A 14,532-nucleotide genomic window follows, 5' to 3' on the forward strand; every position below is an offset into this window, starting at 1 on the left:
TTCAGTCGCAGATGCTCCTTCAGAATGACATGCTAATAAAGCCGGGCCTACCTGAAGAGGGAAAGGTTTTCGGAAACCCAGCGGGAGAGGCGTTCGACGCCCTCCTTCGCGGAGACCTTCGGCCGCCAGCCGAGGCCGCGTTGCGCTTTGCGGATATCGCTGATGAATACCGGCTGGTCGCCGGGACGGGTTTTAGCGAACTTGAGCGGAATTTTCTTCCCCAACGATTTTTCCAGATAGCCGAGCAGTTCCAAAAGGCTCATCGTGTTGCGCGGCCCGCCGCCGATGTTATACGCCTTGCCGGCCGCGGCTTTCCTCTTCTTGAACGCGGCCTCATAGACATCCAGCAGGTCGTCGATGAACAGCATGTCGCGCACCTGTTTGCCGTCGCCGTAGATGGTGATCTTCTTCCCCAGGTGCGCGGCGATGGTGAACCACGCCACCCACCCCTGATCCTCCACGCCGAACTGGCGGTAGCCGTAGATGCACGATTGCCGCAACGTCACCCCTTGCAGGCCGTAAATGCGGTGATAGTCCATCACATACTGGTCGGCCGTCCCTTTGGAACAGCCGTAGGGTGAATGAAAGTCGAGCTGCATCGTCTCCGGCACGCCATGCTTGAAATCGCGGTATGCGTAGCGTCCGCCGCGCTCCACCACCGGGACACGCTCCATGCCGCCATACACCTTGTTGGTGCTGGCGTAGATAAGGAACGGCGATGTACCACGCCGCGACGGCGACAGCCCGCATGCTTTGCGGATAGCTTCCAGCACGTTGAACGCGCCCAGCGCGTTGGTCTCGAAATCCGTGCGCGGATCCGCGACCGAGGTGGTTACGGCCACCTGCCCGGCGAGATGCAATGCCAGCGCCGCATCGGCGTATTTGGAAAAAATGCGGTCCATCGCGGCGGCGCGGCGGACATCCTCTTTCAAAAACACGAGGTCGCCGTTTTTGGCGCGGAGCCACGCGAGGTTGCGCCGCGCCCCTTTGCGCGCGCAGTTATCGATAATGACAACGCGCCACCCTTTTTCCAAAAAACGGGCGGCGGCGTTGCAGCCGATGAATCCCGCCCCTCCGGTGATGACGGCGGTAGTGCTCATGCCAATCCCCTGTCCGCCAGTTCTTTCGCGGCGAGGTCGAATTTATCGCTGGCTTCCGCCGTGCGGGCCCACTCGATGAGCCGCCACATCCCCTCCTCAAAGCCGACGGCGGGAACATAACCGAGCAGCTCCCGCGCGCGGGCGAGATCGGCAAAGCAGTGGCGGATGTCCCCTTTGCGGAACGTGCCGGTGATGTGCGGGGCGATATCGGGGCGGCCGTGCAGGCGGGCCAGCGTTTCGGCCACCGCGCGTACCGGCGTTGGGACGCCGCCGCCGATATTGACCGCATGGTAATCGGCGCCGCTCTTCTCCAGCGCCAGCAGGTTGGCCGCCACCACGTCGGCCACCGATACGAAGTCGCGCGTCTGCCCGCCGTCTTCGTACACCACCGGGGCCTTGCCGCACTTGATGCGGGTCATGAAGATGGCGGCCACGCCGGTATAGGGGTTGGAAAGCGATTGGCGCGGCCCGTAAACATTGAAGTAGCGCAGCGCCACGGCCGGAATGCCGTAGGTGAGGCCGATATTGAGCACGATCTCTTCCTGCGTCATCTTGGTGACAGCGTAGATGGAGTTGGGGGTGCGGCGGGCATCTTCGCGCGTGGCGGCGGCGGTCAGCCGTTCGCCGCACCGCGGGCAATAATTGTTCCAGTCGCCTTTTTCCAGATCGGCGGTGCGGCGCATGGCTCCTTTCACGGTGCCGCAACGGGGGCAGGCATACTCCCCTTCCCCGTAGCCGCTCATGCTGGAGGCGACCACCACCTTGCGCACGGCGTGGGGTTCGTTGGCGAGGATGTCCATCAGCACGGCGGTTCCCCGCGCGTTCACGTCGGCGAAATATTCCACCTTGTACTGCGATTGCCCCACCCCGAGGGCGGCGGCATGGTGGAACACCGCCTCAACGCCGGCCAGCGCCTTTTTCATGGCGGCGCGGTCGCGCACATCCCCTTTGATAAATTCCGCGTGCTGGTTCAGATAGGACGGCGGGTTCCCGCCGGGATGCACCTGCGGGTCGAGACTGTCCAGAATGCGTACCGCATGGCCGCGCGAAACCAGCGCGTCGGCCAAATGGGAGCCTATAAATCCGGCGCCGCCGGTAACAAGTATGTTCATCCGTGTTATCTCTGCGAAGAATTACGCTTACTGGTTAACGGCCAACCGCCAGAAAAACTTGAGCGCCCCCCTCAGGCTTATTTGCCGGCTCAACTGAAAAGAGGCGGCTAGAACGAATACCCCGCCTTAAGGGTCATCACTTCCATCCGGCTTTCCGGTTGCACTATCGCACCGGCGGAAACGCCGCCGGCGGTATAGGTCACGGGATCCGATTCCTTGAACCGGTAGCTGTCGAATTCGAGCGTGACGCTCCACGGATTGTTGAAACGCCAGCCGACGGATGCGTAATAACTGATGTCCGCCTTCGGATGCAGCACCGGGTCGTCATCCGCGCCGAGGGCTTTGAAGCCGACTATTTCATTCAGATACAGGGGATACTTAAAGCCGGCGGCGGCTTCCAGCCCGCTTTTTGCCGGCAACATCGCAATCCCCGCGCGGAGGAAACCGATGGTGTAATTCTCCTTATAGCCCGCCACGCCGCCGTCCTTCTTGATGTCGCGCGTCCAGAAATCCACCCCCAGCCCCGCGACCAGATCAAGGTAATGCCGGTCCGCATCGCCCGGTTGTATGCTGGAATCAAGCCGGTAATGCAGCAACGCCTCATTGAGCATCCCCTGGTAACCGGTCGTGGTGGAAAATGGCGAACACTGTCCGCTCGCGCTGCAAGCGCGGCCATTATAGGTGACATCGCCGGAATACAGCTTGCCGTTATAGCCCAGCAACAGCCCGGACCGGCCGTCCCGCAGCCAGGTAAAACCGGCCACATAGCGCGGCCCGCTTTCGTCCAGCATTTTCACGCCGCCGCTGTATTCACCCCAGCTGAACCGTTCAACGCCGGCGGTGACCCGCATTTCCGCGGCGGCTGTTTCCGGCGCGGCGCACCACAAAGCGGCGCACACGGCGGACAGCGCGAGCACACGGCCACAAAAGCGGTAAACTCCGTTATTGTTTTTAAACTTCATCGAATGTCCCCCCTTGCCCCGCGCCGCATCGGCGAAACCGTGCATAATATTCCGGCAAAAAACCGCCCCGAATCAAGACTGATTCTACTACAGACTCCCCCTTTATTGAACTATTTTAGGTCTAGGCGCAATCTCTAATGGACGGCGGGAGCGGTTCCCGGCACGGCCGCCGCCGGGGGCGCGGCCGCTTTGAGGGCCGGACGCTGGCCGAACTCGCGGGGTTCGGTTCCTTCCTTGAAGCTTTCAAAAAACGATTGCGGGTCATCCGGCGTGGTCAACAACCCCGTTTCCTTGTTGATCCGGACAAAAACGATGTTTTTGGGGGGCGTGAACGGCTTCACCTCAAGGTCCTTGATCACCGTGCGCATATAGTTGAGCCATATCGGGGCGGCGGCGCGGCCCCCCACCTCGTTTTTGCCGATCGGTTCACGCTGATCACGGCCAATCCAGACGCCGGTCACCACGCCCGAAGTGAAGCCGATGAACCAGGCATCCACATAATCATTGGTGGTGCCGGTCTTCCCCGCCGTCGGCGCCCCCAGGGAACGAACGGCCGTGGCGGTTCCTTCCTCCACCACGCCGGTCATCACATTGGTCATAAGGTAGGCGGTATCTTCCGGCATCACCTGAATCGGCGCCGGTTCGGCGGTTTCCAGCACCTTGCCGTCGAGGGTTTCGATGCGGCGGATGGCGATGGGCTCGAGACGCATTCCCTTGTTCGCGATCACGCCGTAAACCGAAGTCAGTTCCATCAGCGATACGCTCGATGAGCCGAGCGCGACGGAAAGATCCGGCTTCAGCGGGGACACGATCCCCAGCGCACGGGCCCAATCGATCACATAGTGGATGCCGATCTTGTCCAGCACCTTGATGGTAACGACGTTCCGCGATTCGGTGACGGCGGTGCGAATGGTGGTCGGCCCGTAGAAAGCGTTGGCGAAATTGGCCGGCTTCCAGGCCTGCTCCTCTTCGGCCCCTTCCAGCGTCACCGGCGAATCGATCACGATGGTGGAAGGGGTAAAGCCGCGATCCAGCGCGGCGGAATAAATGACCGGCTTGAAGGCGGAGCCGGGCTGGCGCAACGCCTGCACCGCGCGATTGAAGGGGCTCTTCCCAAAGTCGTAGCCCCCCACCATCGCGCGGATTTCCCCGCTGGCGTAGTCCAGGCTCACCAGCGCCCCTTGCAACGCGGGGGTCTGGTGCAACATCAGCTGCAACGCCCCCTTGCGGATGTCATCCAGCAGCTTCACTTCGATGATGTCGCCGGGCTTCACCAGCCGGGTGGCATCTTTCACCGGCTGGTAGCCGCGGCCGTCTTCCTTGGGATTATACTCGTGAGCCCATGCGAAGAACGCCGCTTCGATGGTTCCCGGCACGCCGTTGACCGACACGGCGATCCTGTCCGGCGCCACCTTCGTCACCACCCCCTTGTACGCCTTCCCCTTGGCGAAATAATCTTCTTCGCTTATTTTGTCCATGACGGGGTTCAGCTTCTCCCAGCCGGGTTCTTCCCGCGCGGGATCGATATGCCCGGCGATGCCGCGCCAACCGATGCGGCGGTCGTTCTCCTCGATGCCGTCGGCAAGCGCCCGCTGCGCCTGCATCTGCCAACCGGTGTCCAGCGTGGTATAAACGCGCAGCCCCTCGTGATAGAGCTTGTCGGCCCCGTATTTTGTGTAGAGGTAGCGCCGGATGTGTTCGGCGAAATACGGGATATCGTTCGATGTGTGCTTGAATTCAGCCAGCTTCACCGGCTCGGCGTTCGCCTTGTCCGCCTGCTCTTGCGTGATGTAATGCGAATCGAGCATCCGCCGCAGCACCAACCCCCGGCGGTACACGGCCCCCTTTTCGTTATTGAACGGGGAATAGCTGTTGGGCGCCTTGGGAAGGCCGGCCAGGAGCGCTATCTCGCCCAACGTAAGCTTCTTGGCGGGTTTGTCGAAATAAAGCCCGGCGGCCGCTTCCACGCCGTAGCAGCCGTGGCCGTAATAAATCTGGTTGAGGTAGACATCCAGTATCTCTTCTTTCGTCAGGTGCCGCTCCAGCTCAAACGCGATGATGAATTCCTTGAGCTTGCGCGCGAAGGTTCGTTCGCGCGACAGGAACATCACCTTGGCCACCTGCTGGGTAATGGTGCTCCCCCCCTGCACCACTTCGCCCGCCTTCAGGTTCACCGCCGCCGCGCGGAATATCCCAATCACATCAATGCCGCCGTGCTGAAAAAACTTCTCGTCTTCAATGGCGAGGGTCGCCTTCTTCATCAGGTCGGGAATATCTTCATATTTGAGGAGGACGCGGCGCTCCGTGTAAAACTCCGCCGCCACGTTCCCCTTGCGGTCATAAATGGTGGTCACCAGCGAGGGATTGTAGTTTTTCAGCCGCGCCACGTCCGGCATCTGCCCGCGGTAGTAGCTGACGTAGCCCGCCACCAACGCCGCCACGCCGATGACGCAGCCGCCGGCAAAGGCGGCGGCCACAATCAACAGTTGGCGCAACGTGCGGGCGCCCACAAAACGTGCCCCGGCTTCGATGCACCATGACAGCGCCTTGAGGAGGATGGCAAGCGCCCGCCCCATCGCCATAAGAACCGTTTTCAAAACCGTTTTCATCCGCCGCCGCTTCAGCCTTTATCCGGTTTCTTTTTCAGCCGCCAGTATTCATCCCGCAGCTTCTGCAGGTCTTCCCACGCCTCTTTCTTGTGTCCCGGCGAACGCAATAAAAACGAGGGATGATAGGTCGCTAAAAGCGGCACACCCTCGTAATCATAAATCCGCCCCCGCATGCGCCCAATGGGGGTCTCCTCCCTAAGCAGCGTGTGGGCGGCATGCGCTCCCAGCGCACAAATGATGGCCGGCCGCGCAACCGCGATCTGCCGCTTCAAAAACCCCTCGCACGCGGCCACTTCGTCCGGCAACGGGTCGCGGTTCTTCGGCGGGCGGCACTTGAGCACGTTGGCTATATAGACGTCTTCGCGGCGGAAGCCGATAGCCTCGATCATCTTGGTCAACAGCTGCCCGGCGCGTCCGACGAACGGTTTTCCCTGTTCATCCTCGTCGGCCCCCGGCGCCTCCCCCACGAACATAAGCCCGGTCGCCGGGTTTCCATCGGCGAACACGGTTTGCGTGCGCGTTTTGTGCAGGCCGCAGGCGGTGCAGGCGGCCGCTTCGCGGGCAATCACTTCAAGGGCGGCGGCAACCGGCGGGGAAGCGGGGAGCGGCGGCGCGGTGGAAACCGCGGCCGATTGCGCCAGCACGGGACGAGGCAAAGGTGAACCCGGCTCCACAAACTCAACGCCAATCGTCCGCAGGTATCTGAAATAGGCTTCGATCTCCTTCATCACGCTCCCCTTCGGTGAAGGATTACTTTGTCCCGCCGGACGCGGCAATCGCGGCGGCTTCCGCTTTCAACGCTTCATCCAGCACGATATCGGCCAGCGCCTCCTTCGTGAGCCTGCCGGTATGCAGCGGTTCCTGCCCGCGGGGAATGATCACCAGCTCGTTGTACGCGCCGTCGAACCCGATATCGGGACGGCTCACATCGTTGGCGCAGACAAGGTCGAGGTTTTTGCGCCGCATTTTTTCCCGCGCGTTGTGCGCCAGGTCTTCGGTCTCGGCGGCGAAGCCGACTATCACGCGGTTCCCCTTCTTCTTCCCCAGAATCTCCAGCAAATCGGGGTTTTGAACCAGCGCCAACGTCAGCGGGGCATTCTTTTTTTTGATCTTTTGCGGCGCGGCGGCGGCGGCGCGGTAATCGGAAACCGCGGCGGCCATTACCAGCATATCGCACGCGTCGAAGCGGGATTCCAGCGCATCCAGCATATCCCGCGCGGTCCGCACCGCGACCGTCTCCACTCCCGCCGGCAACGGGATTGCCATCGGACCGTGGATGAGCGTCACCCGCGCTCCGCGGGCGGCGGCGGCGCGGGCAATGGCGGTTCCCATTCTGCCCGAGGAGCGGTTGGTGAGGTAACGCACGGGATCAATCGGTTCTTCGGTCGGGCCGGCGGTGACGATGACCCGCTTCCCGTTAAAATCCTGTTTCCGCACACGGGCGGCAAGCAGAACGTCCCGCAATTGCTCAAGCGCCGGGAGCCGCCCCACCCCCTCGTCGCCGCAGGCCATCGCGCCGCTCTCCGGCGGGATGATCCGCACCCCGCGCGATTCGAGAATGCGGAGGTTTTCCGCCACGGCGGGGTTTTGCAGCATCCGGGGATTCATGGCGGGGGCCACATAAACCGGGCATTCCAGGGCCAACACCGCCGTGGAAAGAAGATCGTCCGCGATACCATGCGCCATCTTGGCGATGAAATTGGCCGTCGCGGGGGCAATCAACGCCGCATCGGCGTCCTGGGTAATGTTCAGGTGGTCGAACGGGTCGCCCTGATGGCCCCAATCGGCGGTAAGCACCCGGTTGCCCGAAACCGACCGCAACGCGGTGGAGGTAACAAACTGTTCGGCATTTTTGGTCATTGCCACATGCACGTCGACCCCTTCTTTCTTAAGAAGGCGGACGAAATCGGGCATCTTGTACGCGGCAATGCCGCCGGTGACGCCCAGAAACACCTTTTTCATATTTCCCATCCCTCAATCATACCAACGCGCGGCGGCCTATGCCACCTTTTGGCGAAAATGGGTAGCGGGTCAGTTTGAAATTAACTTGGTAACAGAGTAGTCCCCTCCTTTGCAAGGAGGGGATACAGGGGAGGTTTTTAACCCCTCCTGCACCTCCCCTTGCAATGCAAGGGGAGGGAAAAAACGGGATAACTCAAACTGACTCACTACCCGAAAATGGCGTCCCGCCTCCGGAAAGCAGGAGAATCATCCCGCGAACTTAATCGGCACCCTTTCATAATAAAATGGTATAATACCGTCAATGATTTCTTAATAACGCCACACACCGCCATCCAAAACAGGCGGGAACCGGGAGCCTATTTAGGACAAGAGTGAATTCCACGGCACAATCATCGCGGACATAATTGCGCTTGTTATGAGGAGGCCACCTATGCGGATTATCTTCGTTGAAGCAAAATCCCCCGACCTGCATATTTACTCCCGTATGCCCCTCCCCCGCCTCGGCACCATCCTGCTGGCAACCATCCTGCGTGACAGGGGACACGACGCCCGGGTGCAGATTGAAGAGCTGGGCCGCATCCGCATGGAGGACATTGAAACGGCCGACGCCGTCGGCATCTCCATCATCACATCAACAGCGCCGCGCGGCTATGAATTCGCCAGAATTTTCCGCAAGATGGGAAAAACCGTCTTTATAGGAGGGGCGCACGCCACCTACCTGCCGGAGGAGGCCCTGTTACACTGCGACTATGTGTTGCGCGGCGAGGCGGACGACACCATAGTACCGTTCATCGAAGCGCTGGAGCGCAAGAGCGGGTTTGAGGAAGTCGGCGGCCTTAGCTGGTGGCGCGGCGGAACGGTTGTGCACAATCCCAATACCGCCTACATCAAGAATATGGACAAATCGCCGATACCCGATTTCCGGCTGATCACCAACTGGGAAAAGAAGATGGATGTCACCCCCATCATGACCAGCCGCGGCTGCCCCTACGACTGCGAGTTCTGCTCCGTCTCCAACATGTTCGGACGCCAATTCCGCCATAAGAGCACCGAACGGGTTCTGGCGGAGTTGAGACAGCACAAGGAACTCTGCCGCGAGAACGGGGTAAAGAACCCCGACGACTGGATTTTCTTCTACGATGACAATTTTACCATCAACAAAAAGCGGGCCAAGGAACTGCTCCGCGCCATGATAAGCGAAAACCTGACTCCCCACTGGACCGCCCAGGCCAGCGTTGATGTGGCCGACGATGACGAACTTCTCGGCCTCCTGAAGAAATCCAACTGTTACCTGCTCTATATAGGGTTTGAGTCGATCAATCCCGAAACCCTTAAAGCCTACAACAAGAAACAGACGGTCGAAAAAATCGAAAAGGCCATCCACAAACTCCGGCAATACGGCATCCGGGTGCATGGCATGTTTGTCTTCGGGGCCGATACCGACGACGCTTCCGTAATCAGCGGCACGGCCGCCTTTGCCAAACGGAACAAACTCCATTCAGTGCAGTTCATGATCCTGACCCCGCTTCCCGGCACGCGAACCTATCAGGAACTGACCCGTCAGGAGCGGATAACCACCCGCGACTGGCAGCTTTATGACGCCCACCATGTCGTATTCGAACCGGCCCACTTCAGCCAGCACGGGCTGCAATACGACACCATCACCGCCATGCTCAGCTTCTACGGCCTTCGCCATATCCTCAAGCGGGCATTTTTCCTGCTGCTGCGCCTGCACGACCTTAAACGGGGGCTGATTGAGATTTCAATCAAGCTTTACGGCCACCGGACGCTGAAGCATTGGTTTCAGCAAAAGAAGGAGTGGATAGCCGCCCTCCCCCACCATACAAAAGGGTTAAAATAGGGGACAAATAAGAATCGCGCGGCTATTTTTATCCAACAAAGTACATTTCCGATCAAGCCGTCTTCATAACATCCCCGTGACCGCGCCCCGTCTCCGCGCAAAAAAGGCCTTTAGCCCCCCGCGCCAAATTCCGAAAACACTAGGCAGATGGAAAACCACAACACCCAACTGATAGAGGAGAACCCGGAAAAGATGTAGAACAACGGAACAAGGCATGGAACGAACGAAAAAACCCTACAACTGAAACTAAAGATGGCAAGGATGCCACGAAAAATTCAAGGAGGATACGATCATGGCTTTGCGTGTATATAACAACCTTTTCTCGGTCAATGCCCAGCGGCATTTATCGGCCAATAATGCCAGTCTCGGCGGCTCCCTTGAGAAGCTCTCTTCAGGGCAGAGAATCAACAAAGCGGCGGACGATGCCGCCGGCCTCGCCATTTCCGAAGGCCTGCGCGCCCACATCCGCTCGCTGGGACAGGCCACCCGCAACTCAAACGACGGCATCAGCCTCATAAACACGGCGGAAGGGGCGCTCTCCGAGCAGTCCTCGATACTCGTCCGTATGCGCGAACTGGCCTCGCAGGCCTCCACCGGCACCGTCGGTTCGACCGAGCGCAGAACGATCAACCGGGAATTCCAGGCGCTGAAAGACGAAATCGACCGCATCGCGGCCGTGACGGAATTCAACGGCCAAAAACTGCTTGATGGCTCGCTTATGGCTACCCAGCCCGGTTCGGTGGTCATCCAGATCGGCATCCGCGCGACCAGCAACGACCGGATCAGCCTGAACACCGCCGTCGACCTGACCTCCATCACCACCACCGGCCTGGCGGTGCAGAACATCAGCGTGCTTACCGCCCAGTCGGCGCTGGCCTCGCTCTCCACCATCGATAGCGCCATCGCGAAAGTAACCGATGGCCGCGGCCGCCTTGGCGCCGTGCAAAACCGCTTGGTGCATACCTTGGCCAACCTGTCGGTCAGCACTGAAAACCTGACCGCCGCCGAATCGCAGATCCGCGACGCCGACTACGCCAGCGAAATCTCGCAGTTCACCCGGAACCAGATACTGGTGCAGGCGTCCACCGCGATTTTGGCGCAGGCGAACCTGGTGCCGCAGACCGTGTTGCAACTCCTCGGTTGAGGCTCCATTAGGAAACGATGCAAAGCAATGACTAAACAACCTAATGGCAGAAAGAGGAGGGACATGCTGTGGTGCAATCGATAGACGGCCACTTATATCCCACCCGCCCTATGGAAGGTATTGATGCCTATGGCAATACGCCAATCGCGGATGGGCCGAAAAAGCCATCCATTCCGTTTCGGGAATGGCGGCAACGGTTCGGCAAAGCAATGGACATTTTGAAAATGCGGGTCAAGGTAAAGCTCAATCCGGAAAATGGAAAAGCCGTGTACGAAACGGCTCCGGAAAAGGCCGCCCCGCAGGGGATTCAAAATGACCACGGAACGACCAAAATAACCGCCTTTCGTTCAGGCGGGAACTTTAAAGGTGCCTTGTTCAACGATGTAGGGTAAAAGTTGGGGCAGGCAGGGGGTGCCTAAAAACACCCCCTGCCAATATTTCCTTTATATTCACATACTTAAGCTGCGACCTTTCCCCTAAAAAAACCCTTAAGTGACGTCCGCCATTGCCCGATAAGTATTGGTGAACAAAGAACTTGAGGAGAACTGAACATGGCTATTACACCGACCAGCTCGGGCGCGGCACCGATACAGATAACCGGCCTGATCTCCGGACTCGACAGCACCAGCATTGTCCAAAAGCTTGTGGAGTTGGAAAAAGCCCCAGTCACCTCCCTGCAAAATAAACAGGCCGCCATAAGCGATCAGGTCACCGCTTGGCAGACATTAAACACCAAGCTGCTTACGCTCAACACCGCGGTGCATAACCTGAATACGAACCAGAAATTCCGCGGCACCAATGGCACCTTCACGAACAGCATTTCGGGGGGGGGCAACATCGTGAACATGTCCACCACCGGCAACGCGGGGAGCGGCACTTATAGTTTTGCCGTCAACAACCTGGCGGCACAGCACAAAATGCAAAGCGCCACCGGATACAGCTCCGCCACCGCCTCCGCCGGCATCAGCGGCATGACCATTACTAAAGGGGGCGTCAGCCAGTCATTCACCCAAAGTTCCCTGCAAGACCTCAGCAGCGCCATAAACTCTTCATCGCTGGGTATTACCGCCAGCATCGTGAATGGCGGCAGCAGCGACGCACCGAGCTACCGGATGCTCCTCACCAGCAACGATACCGGCGCCAACCAATCATTCACGGTTTCCACGGTGCCGGGACAGAACGGTTTGGGCCCTGACCCGAACCCGTTGACCTTCACCACCACCCAGACGGCGCGGGACGCCTCGATAACGCTGGATGGCCTTACCGTTACCCGCGCCTCCAACACGGTCAACGACCTGTTGCCGGGCATGAGCCTTTCGCTCATCGGCACCGGCAGCGGCGAGATAACGCTGGCGAGCGACAACGCCACCATCGTTAAAAACATACAGTCCTTCGCCACCGCCTACAACGACGTGATGGATTTTACCCACGCCCAGATGGCCTATACGAAGGGCCAGAGCACCCAGCCGCTCTTCGGCAACAGCACGCTGCTGAACATCCAACAGGGGCTGAACAGTATCGTCAGCGGCCCCGTTGACGGTCTTCCATCCGACAATGGCTACACCTCGCTTAGCCAGGTGGGCGTTACCACCGATGTCAACAACCGTTTGAACGTGGATACCGCCAAGCTCACCCAGGCGCTTAGCGGCAATGCCACCGGCGTGCGCCGCCTCTTCACGCCGAATGCGCAGGGGACATATACATACGTGTACGCCACGGGCGCCACCGTATCCGGCGTCTACGATACCCAGGTTACCAGCGACGCAAACGGCCAGCCGGTGATGCAGATGCGCCGCCAGGGCACCTCGAACTGGATCACCATGACCCAGAGCGGCAATACCTTCGATGGCCCCGCCGGGGGCGACTTGGCGGGTTTCGCCATGGAAGCCAACAACATCCATGCCGGTGATACCGGCACCATGAACGTCTCCGTCGGCATCGCCGAAAAACTTTCCTACCGCACCGGCTTTTACACGGAATACTCATCGCAGGGAGCCATCTACAACGAACAGACCTCCCTCACCAAGAGAAACGACGACTACCAGAAGCAAATCGACACCCTCAATATGCGGATCAAGAAAAAGTCGGACGACCTCACCGCGAAATACGCGCGGCTCGAAAGCCTCCTGGCGACGCTCAAAGGCCAAAGCAGCTATCTGTCACAACAGCTTTCCACCCTGCCGAGCACGATGCAAGGCCGGGTTGCCCAAAGAATGAGATAAGGAGAAGCGGGATATGGTAAACAGACAGGTGATGGCCTACAAAACGGCGGAAGTGGGCACCGCCAGCAAACTTAAGCTGGTTATCATGATGTACGATGGAGCGATCCGCTTCCTCAACGAATGCAAAAAGCGGATCGACGCGGGCGATATCGCCGGCCGCGGGCTCTACATATCGAAAACCCAGCGGATCATCGGCGAACTGCAAGAATCGCTGAACGTGCCGCAGGGGGGTGAAATTGCCCTGCAGTTGGAACAGCTCTACGGCTTCGTGATGCAGAATCTTACGAAAGCGAACATCAAAGGGGACAAGACCGCCATCGACCAGGCCCTGCATGTGCTGGAAAACCTCCGCGACGCATGGGGGCAGGTAATGCAAAACGCGCAGGCCAAAACAACGGCTGAGAAGCAGGCCGTCACAATACCGCGCGTGGCCGTACAGCTCTAGGGGTCTCGGCTCACGCACCCCGCCCGCTCCCCTGAACGGCTCGAAATCTCCCTCCCTCCCAAAGGTTTATTCGCGTAAAATGGGGGCATGGGTAAACGGATACTTATCGTCATCGCACAGCACAGATTCCGCGACGAGGAATTTGAGCACCCCAAGGCCGTTTTCGCCCAAAAAGGCTTCACCGTGACGGTGGCCGCTCCGGAAAAAAAAGAGGCCACCGGCATGAAGGGGGCGAAGGTCATGCCCGATTTGTCGATCGCCGACGCCGCAACGCAACAGTATGACGCCGTCGTGGTGGTGGGCGGCGGCGGCGCGCGGGAAGACCTCTGGAATAACCGGACGCTCTTCAATATCCTGAACGCCCACCACGCCGCCGGTAAACCGGTGGCCGCCATCTGCATCGCCCCGGTGGCGCTGGCGCATGCGGGACTGCTTAAAGGGATTTCCGCCACCGTCTACAAAGAGCCCGATACGCTGGCTGAATTCGCCAAACATGGGGCGAAACTGGAAGAGAAAGACGTAGTGGTGTCGGGCCGCATCGTCACCGCCAACGGACCGGCGGCGGCCCGGCAGTTCGGCCAGGCCGTGGCGGCGTTGCTGGCTTGAAAGCGGCCGTCGGCGGCCGCACAAACGCCGCAAAAGAATTTTGCCCGGATACCGGCTTTCTGTTAGTATGGCCTTCTTTCTGGAAGAACGGCACCGTCGCCAAGTGGTAAGGCCGAGGACTGCAAATCCTCTATCCCCGGTTCGAATCCGGGCGGTGCCTCCAATAAACAGCCCGGTCATAAAGGCGTGTCGACAGCATCAAAAATGGCCCATAGCGGGATGTCGCGGATAACCACATGAAAATCCTCTCTAAAAACGAATTAAAATCATTTCTCTACTCCTTCAGGCCATTGCGGAAGGCCGGCTATTGGCTGGGAATGTTCCGCAATCCCATGTTTAAAGCGGTGGAGATTGAAACAACCTCGGCGTGCAACCGGGACTGTGCATATTGCCCCGTTTCTGTCAGCCCCAGGCCAGCCAAGATGATGGATGAGGCGCTCTTCAAAAAAATCGTGGGGGACCTCCATGCCATCAACTATAAAGGGACGCTTTTCTTCTGCTTTTACAGC

Annotated in this window: 13 protein-coding genes and 1 tRNA gene; 8 read left to right on the top strand and 6 right to left on the bottom strand. The window is 59.4% G+C overall.

The window, feature by feature from the left end; genetic code table 11:
* Positions 1-47: 47 nt before the first annotated feature.
* The 6 genes from HZA03_06330 to coaBC all read right to left on the bottom strand — a co-directional run bounded on the left by HZA03_06330 (position 48) and on the right by coaBC (position 7,754).
* Positions 48-1,100, bottom strand: a complete 1,053-nt coding sequence (locus HZA03_06330) for an SDR family NAD(P)-dependent oxidoreductase (protein MBI5637568.1) — start codon at positions 1,098-1,100, stop codon at positions 48-50.
* Entirely contained in the window at positions 1,097-2,212 is a 1,116-nt protein-coding gene (locus HZA03_06335; protein MBI5637569.1) for an SDR family NAD(P)-dependent oxidoreductase, read from the bottom strand. The genes HZA03_06330 and HZA03_06335 overlap by 4 nt, the downstream gene beginning before the upstream one ends.
* Before the next feature lie 107 nt (positions 2,213-2,319).
* Positions 2,320-3,174 carry a hypothetical protein gene (locus tag HZA03_06340; GenBank protein ID MBI5637570.1) on the bottom strand — a complete coding sequence of 285 codons (855 nt, stop codon included), beginning with the start codon at positions 3,172-3,174 and terminating at the stop codon, positions 2,320-2,322.
* 134 nt (positions 3,175-3,308) lie between these two features.
* A complete protein-coding gene (locus tag HZA03_06345) occupies positions 3,309-5,783 on the bottom strand; it encodes a PBP1A family penicillin-binding protein (protein MBI5637571.1) in 2,475 nt (824 codons plus the stop codon).
* Positions 5,784-5,794: 11 nt separating this feature from the next.
* On the bottom strand, positions 5,795-6,511 hold the full coding sequence (locus HZA03_06350; protein MBI5637572.1) for a uracil-DNA glycosylase: 717 nt from the start codon (positions 6,509-6,511) through the stop codon (positions 5,795-5,797).
* A gap of 22 nt (positions 6,512-6,533) precedes the next feature.
* Positions 6,534-7,754: a bifunctional phosphopantothenoylcysteine decarboxylase/phosphopantothenate--cysteine ligase CoaBC gene (gene coaBC / locus HZA03_06355; protein MBI5637573.1), complete on the bottom strand. Its 1,221-nt coding sequence runs from the start codon at positions 7,752-7,754 to the stop codon at positions 6,534-6,536.
* Positions 7,755-8,175: 421 nt separating this feature from the next.
* On the opposite strand from coaBC, the gene HZA03_06360 reads away from it, so the two are divergent.
* The 8 genes from HZA03_06360 to HZA03_06395 form a co-directional block, all read left to right on the top strand.
* Positions 8,176-9,606 carry a B12-binding domain-containing radical SAM protein gene (locus tag HZA03_06360; protein ID MBI5637574.1) on the top strand — a complete coding sequence of 477 codons (1,431 nt, stop codon included), beginning with the start codon at positions 8,176-8,178 and terminating at the stop codon, positions 9,604-9,606.
* Between the two features lie 298 nt (positions 9,607-9,904).
* The gene (locus HZA03_06365) at positions 9,905-10,750 is read left to right on the top strand and encodes a flagellin FliC (GenBank protein MBI5637575.1); all 846 of its coding nucleotides are present in this window, start codon (positions 9,905-9,907) and stop codon (positions 10,748-10,750) included.
* Positions 10,751-10,821: 71 nt separating this feature from the next.
* Positions 10,822-11,142 (top strand): hypothetical protein, encoded by a 321-nt coding sequence (locus HZA03_06370; GenBank protein ID MBI5637576.1) that lies wholly within the window; start codon positions 10,822-10,824, stop codon positions 11,140-11,142.
* Between the two features lie 159 nt (positions 11,143-11,301).
* Positions 11,302-12,972 carry a flagellar filament capping protein FliD gene (gene fliD / locus HZA03_06375; GenBank protein ID MBI5637577.1) on the top strand — a complete coding sequence of 557 codons (1,671 nt, stop codon included), beginning with the start codon at positions 11,302-11,304 and terminating at the stop codon, positions 12,970-12,972.
* Positions 12,973-12,985: 13 nt separating this feature from the next.
* Positions 12,986-13,417 (top strand): flagellar export chaperone FliS, encoded by a 432-nt coding sequence (gene fliS, locus HZA03_06380; protein MBI5637578.1) that lies wholly within the window; start codon positions 12,986-12,988, stop codon positions 13,415-13,417.
* A gap of 87 nt (positions 13,418-13,504) precedes the next feature.
* Positions 13,505-14,023, top strand: a complete 519-nt coding sequence (locus HZA03_06385; GenBank protein ID MBI5637579.1) for a DJ-1/PfpI family protein — start codon at positions 13,505-13,507, stop codon at positions 14,021-14,023.
* A gap of 89 nt (positions 14,024-14,112) precedes the next feature.
* Positions 14,113-14,186 (top strand) — tRNA-Cys (locus HZA03_06390).
* Positions 14,187-14,259: 73 nt separating this feature from the next.
* Positions 14,260-14,532: hypothetical protein (locus tag HZA03_06395; GenBank protein ID MBI5637580.1), on the top strand; the 273-nt coding region annotated here is incomplete at its 3' end.

It is taken from the genome of Nitrospinota bacterium (genome assembly GCA_016217735.1).
Classification (GTDB): domain Bacteria; phylum Nitrospinota_A; class UBA7883; order JACRGQ01; family JACRGQ01; genus JACRGQ01.

What these genes read in the sequence shown, in the direction of transcription:
- HZA03_06340 (MBI5637570.1), bottom strand. Translation starts at nt 3,174, where the DNA reads ATGAAGTTTAAAAACAATAACGGAGTTTACCGCTTTTGTGGCCGTGTG.
- HZA03_06385 (MBI5637579.1), top strand. Translation starts at nt 13,505, where the DNA reads ATGGGTAAACGGATACTTATCGTCATCGCACAGCACAGATTCCGCGAC.
- HZA03_06350 (MBI5637572.1), bottom strand. Translation starts at nt 6,511, where the DNA reads ATGAAGGAGATCGAAGCCTATTTCAGATACCTGCGGACGATTGGCGTT.
- HZA03_06330 (MBI5637568.1), bottom strand. Translation starts at nt 1,100, where the DNA reads ATGAGCACTACCGCCGTCATCACCGGAGGGGCGGGATTCATCGGCTGC.
- HZA03_06335 (MBI5637569.1), bottom strand. Translation starts at nt 2,212, where the DNA reads ATGAACATACTTGTTACCGGCGGCGCCGGATTTATAGGCTCCCATTTG.
- coaBC (MBI5637573.1), bottom strand. Translation starts at nt 7,754, where the DNA reads ATGGGAAATATGAAAAAGGTGTTTCTGGGCGTCACCGGCGGCATTGCC.
- fliS (MBI5637578.1), top strand. Translation starts at nt 12,986, where the DNA reads ATGGTAAACAGACAGGTGATGGCCTACAAAACGGCGGAAGTGGGCACC.
- HZA03_06345 (MBI5637571.1), bottom strand. Translation starts at nt 5,783, where the DNA reads ATGAAAACGGTTTTGAAAACGGTTCTTATGGCGATGGGGCGGGCGCTT.
- HZA03_06360 (MBI5637574.1), top strand. Translation starts at nt 8,176, where the DNA reads ATGCGGATTATCTTCGTTGAAGCAAAATCCCCCGACCTGCATATTTAC.
- fliD (MBI5637577.1), top strand. Translation starts at nt 11,302, where the DNA reads ATGGCTATTACACCGACCAGCTCGGGCGCGGCACCGATACAGATAACC.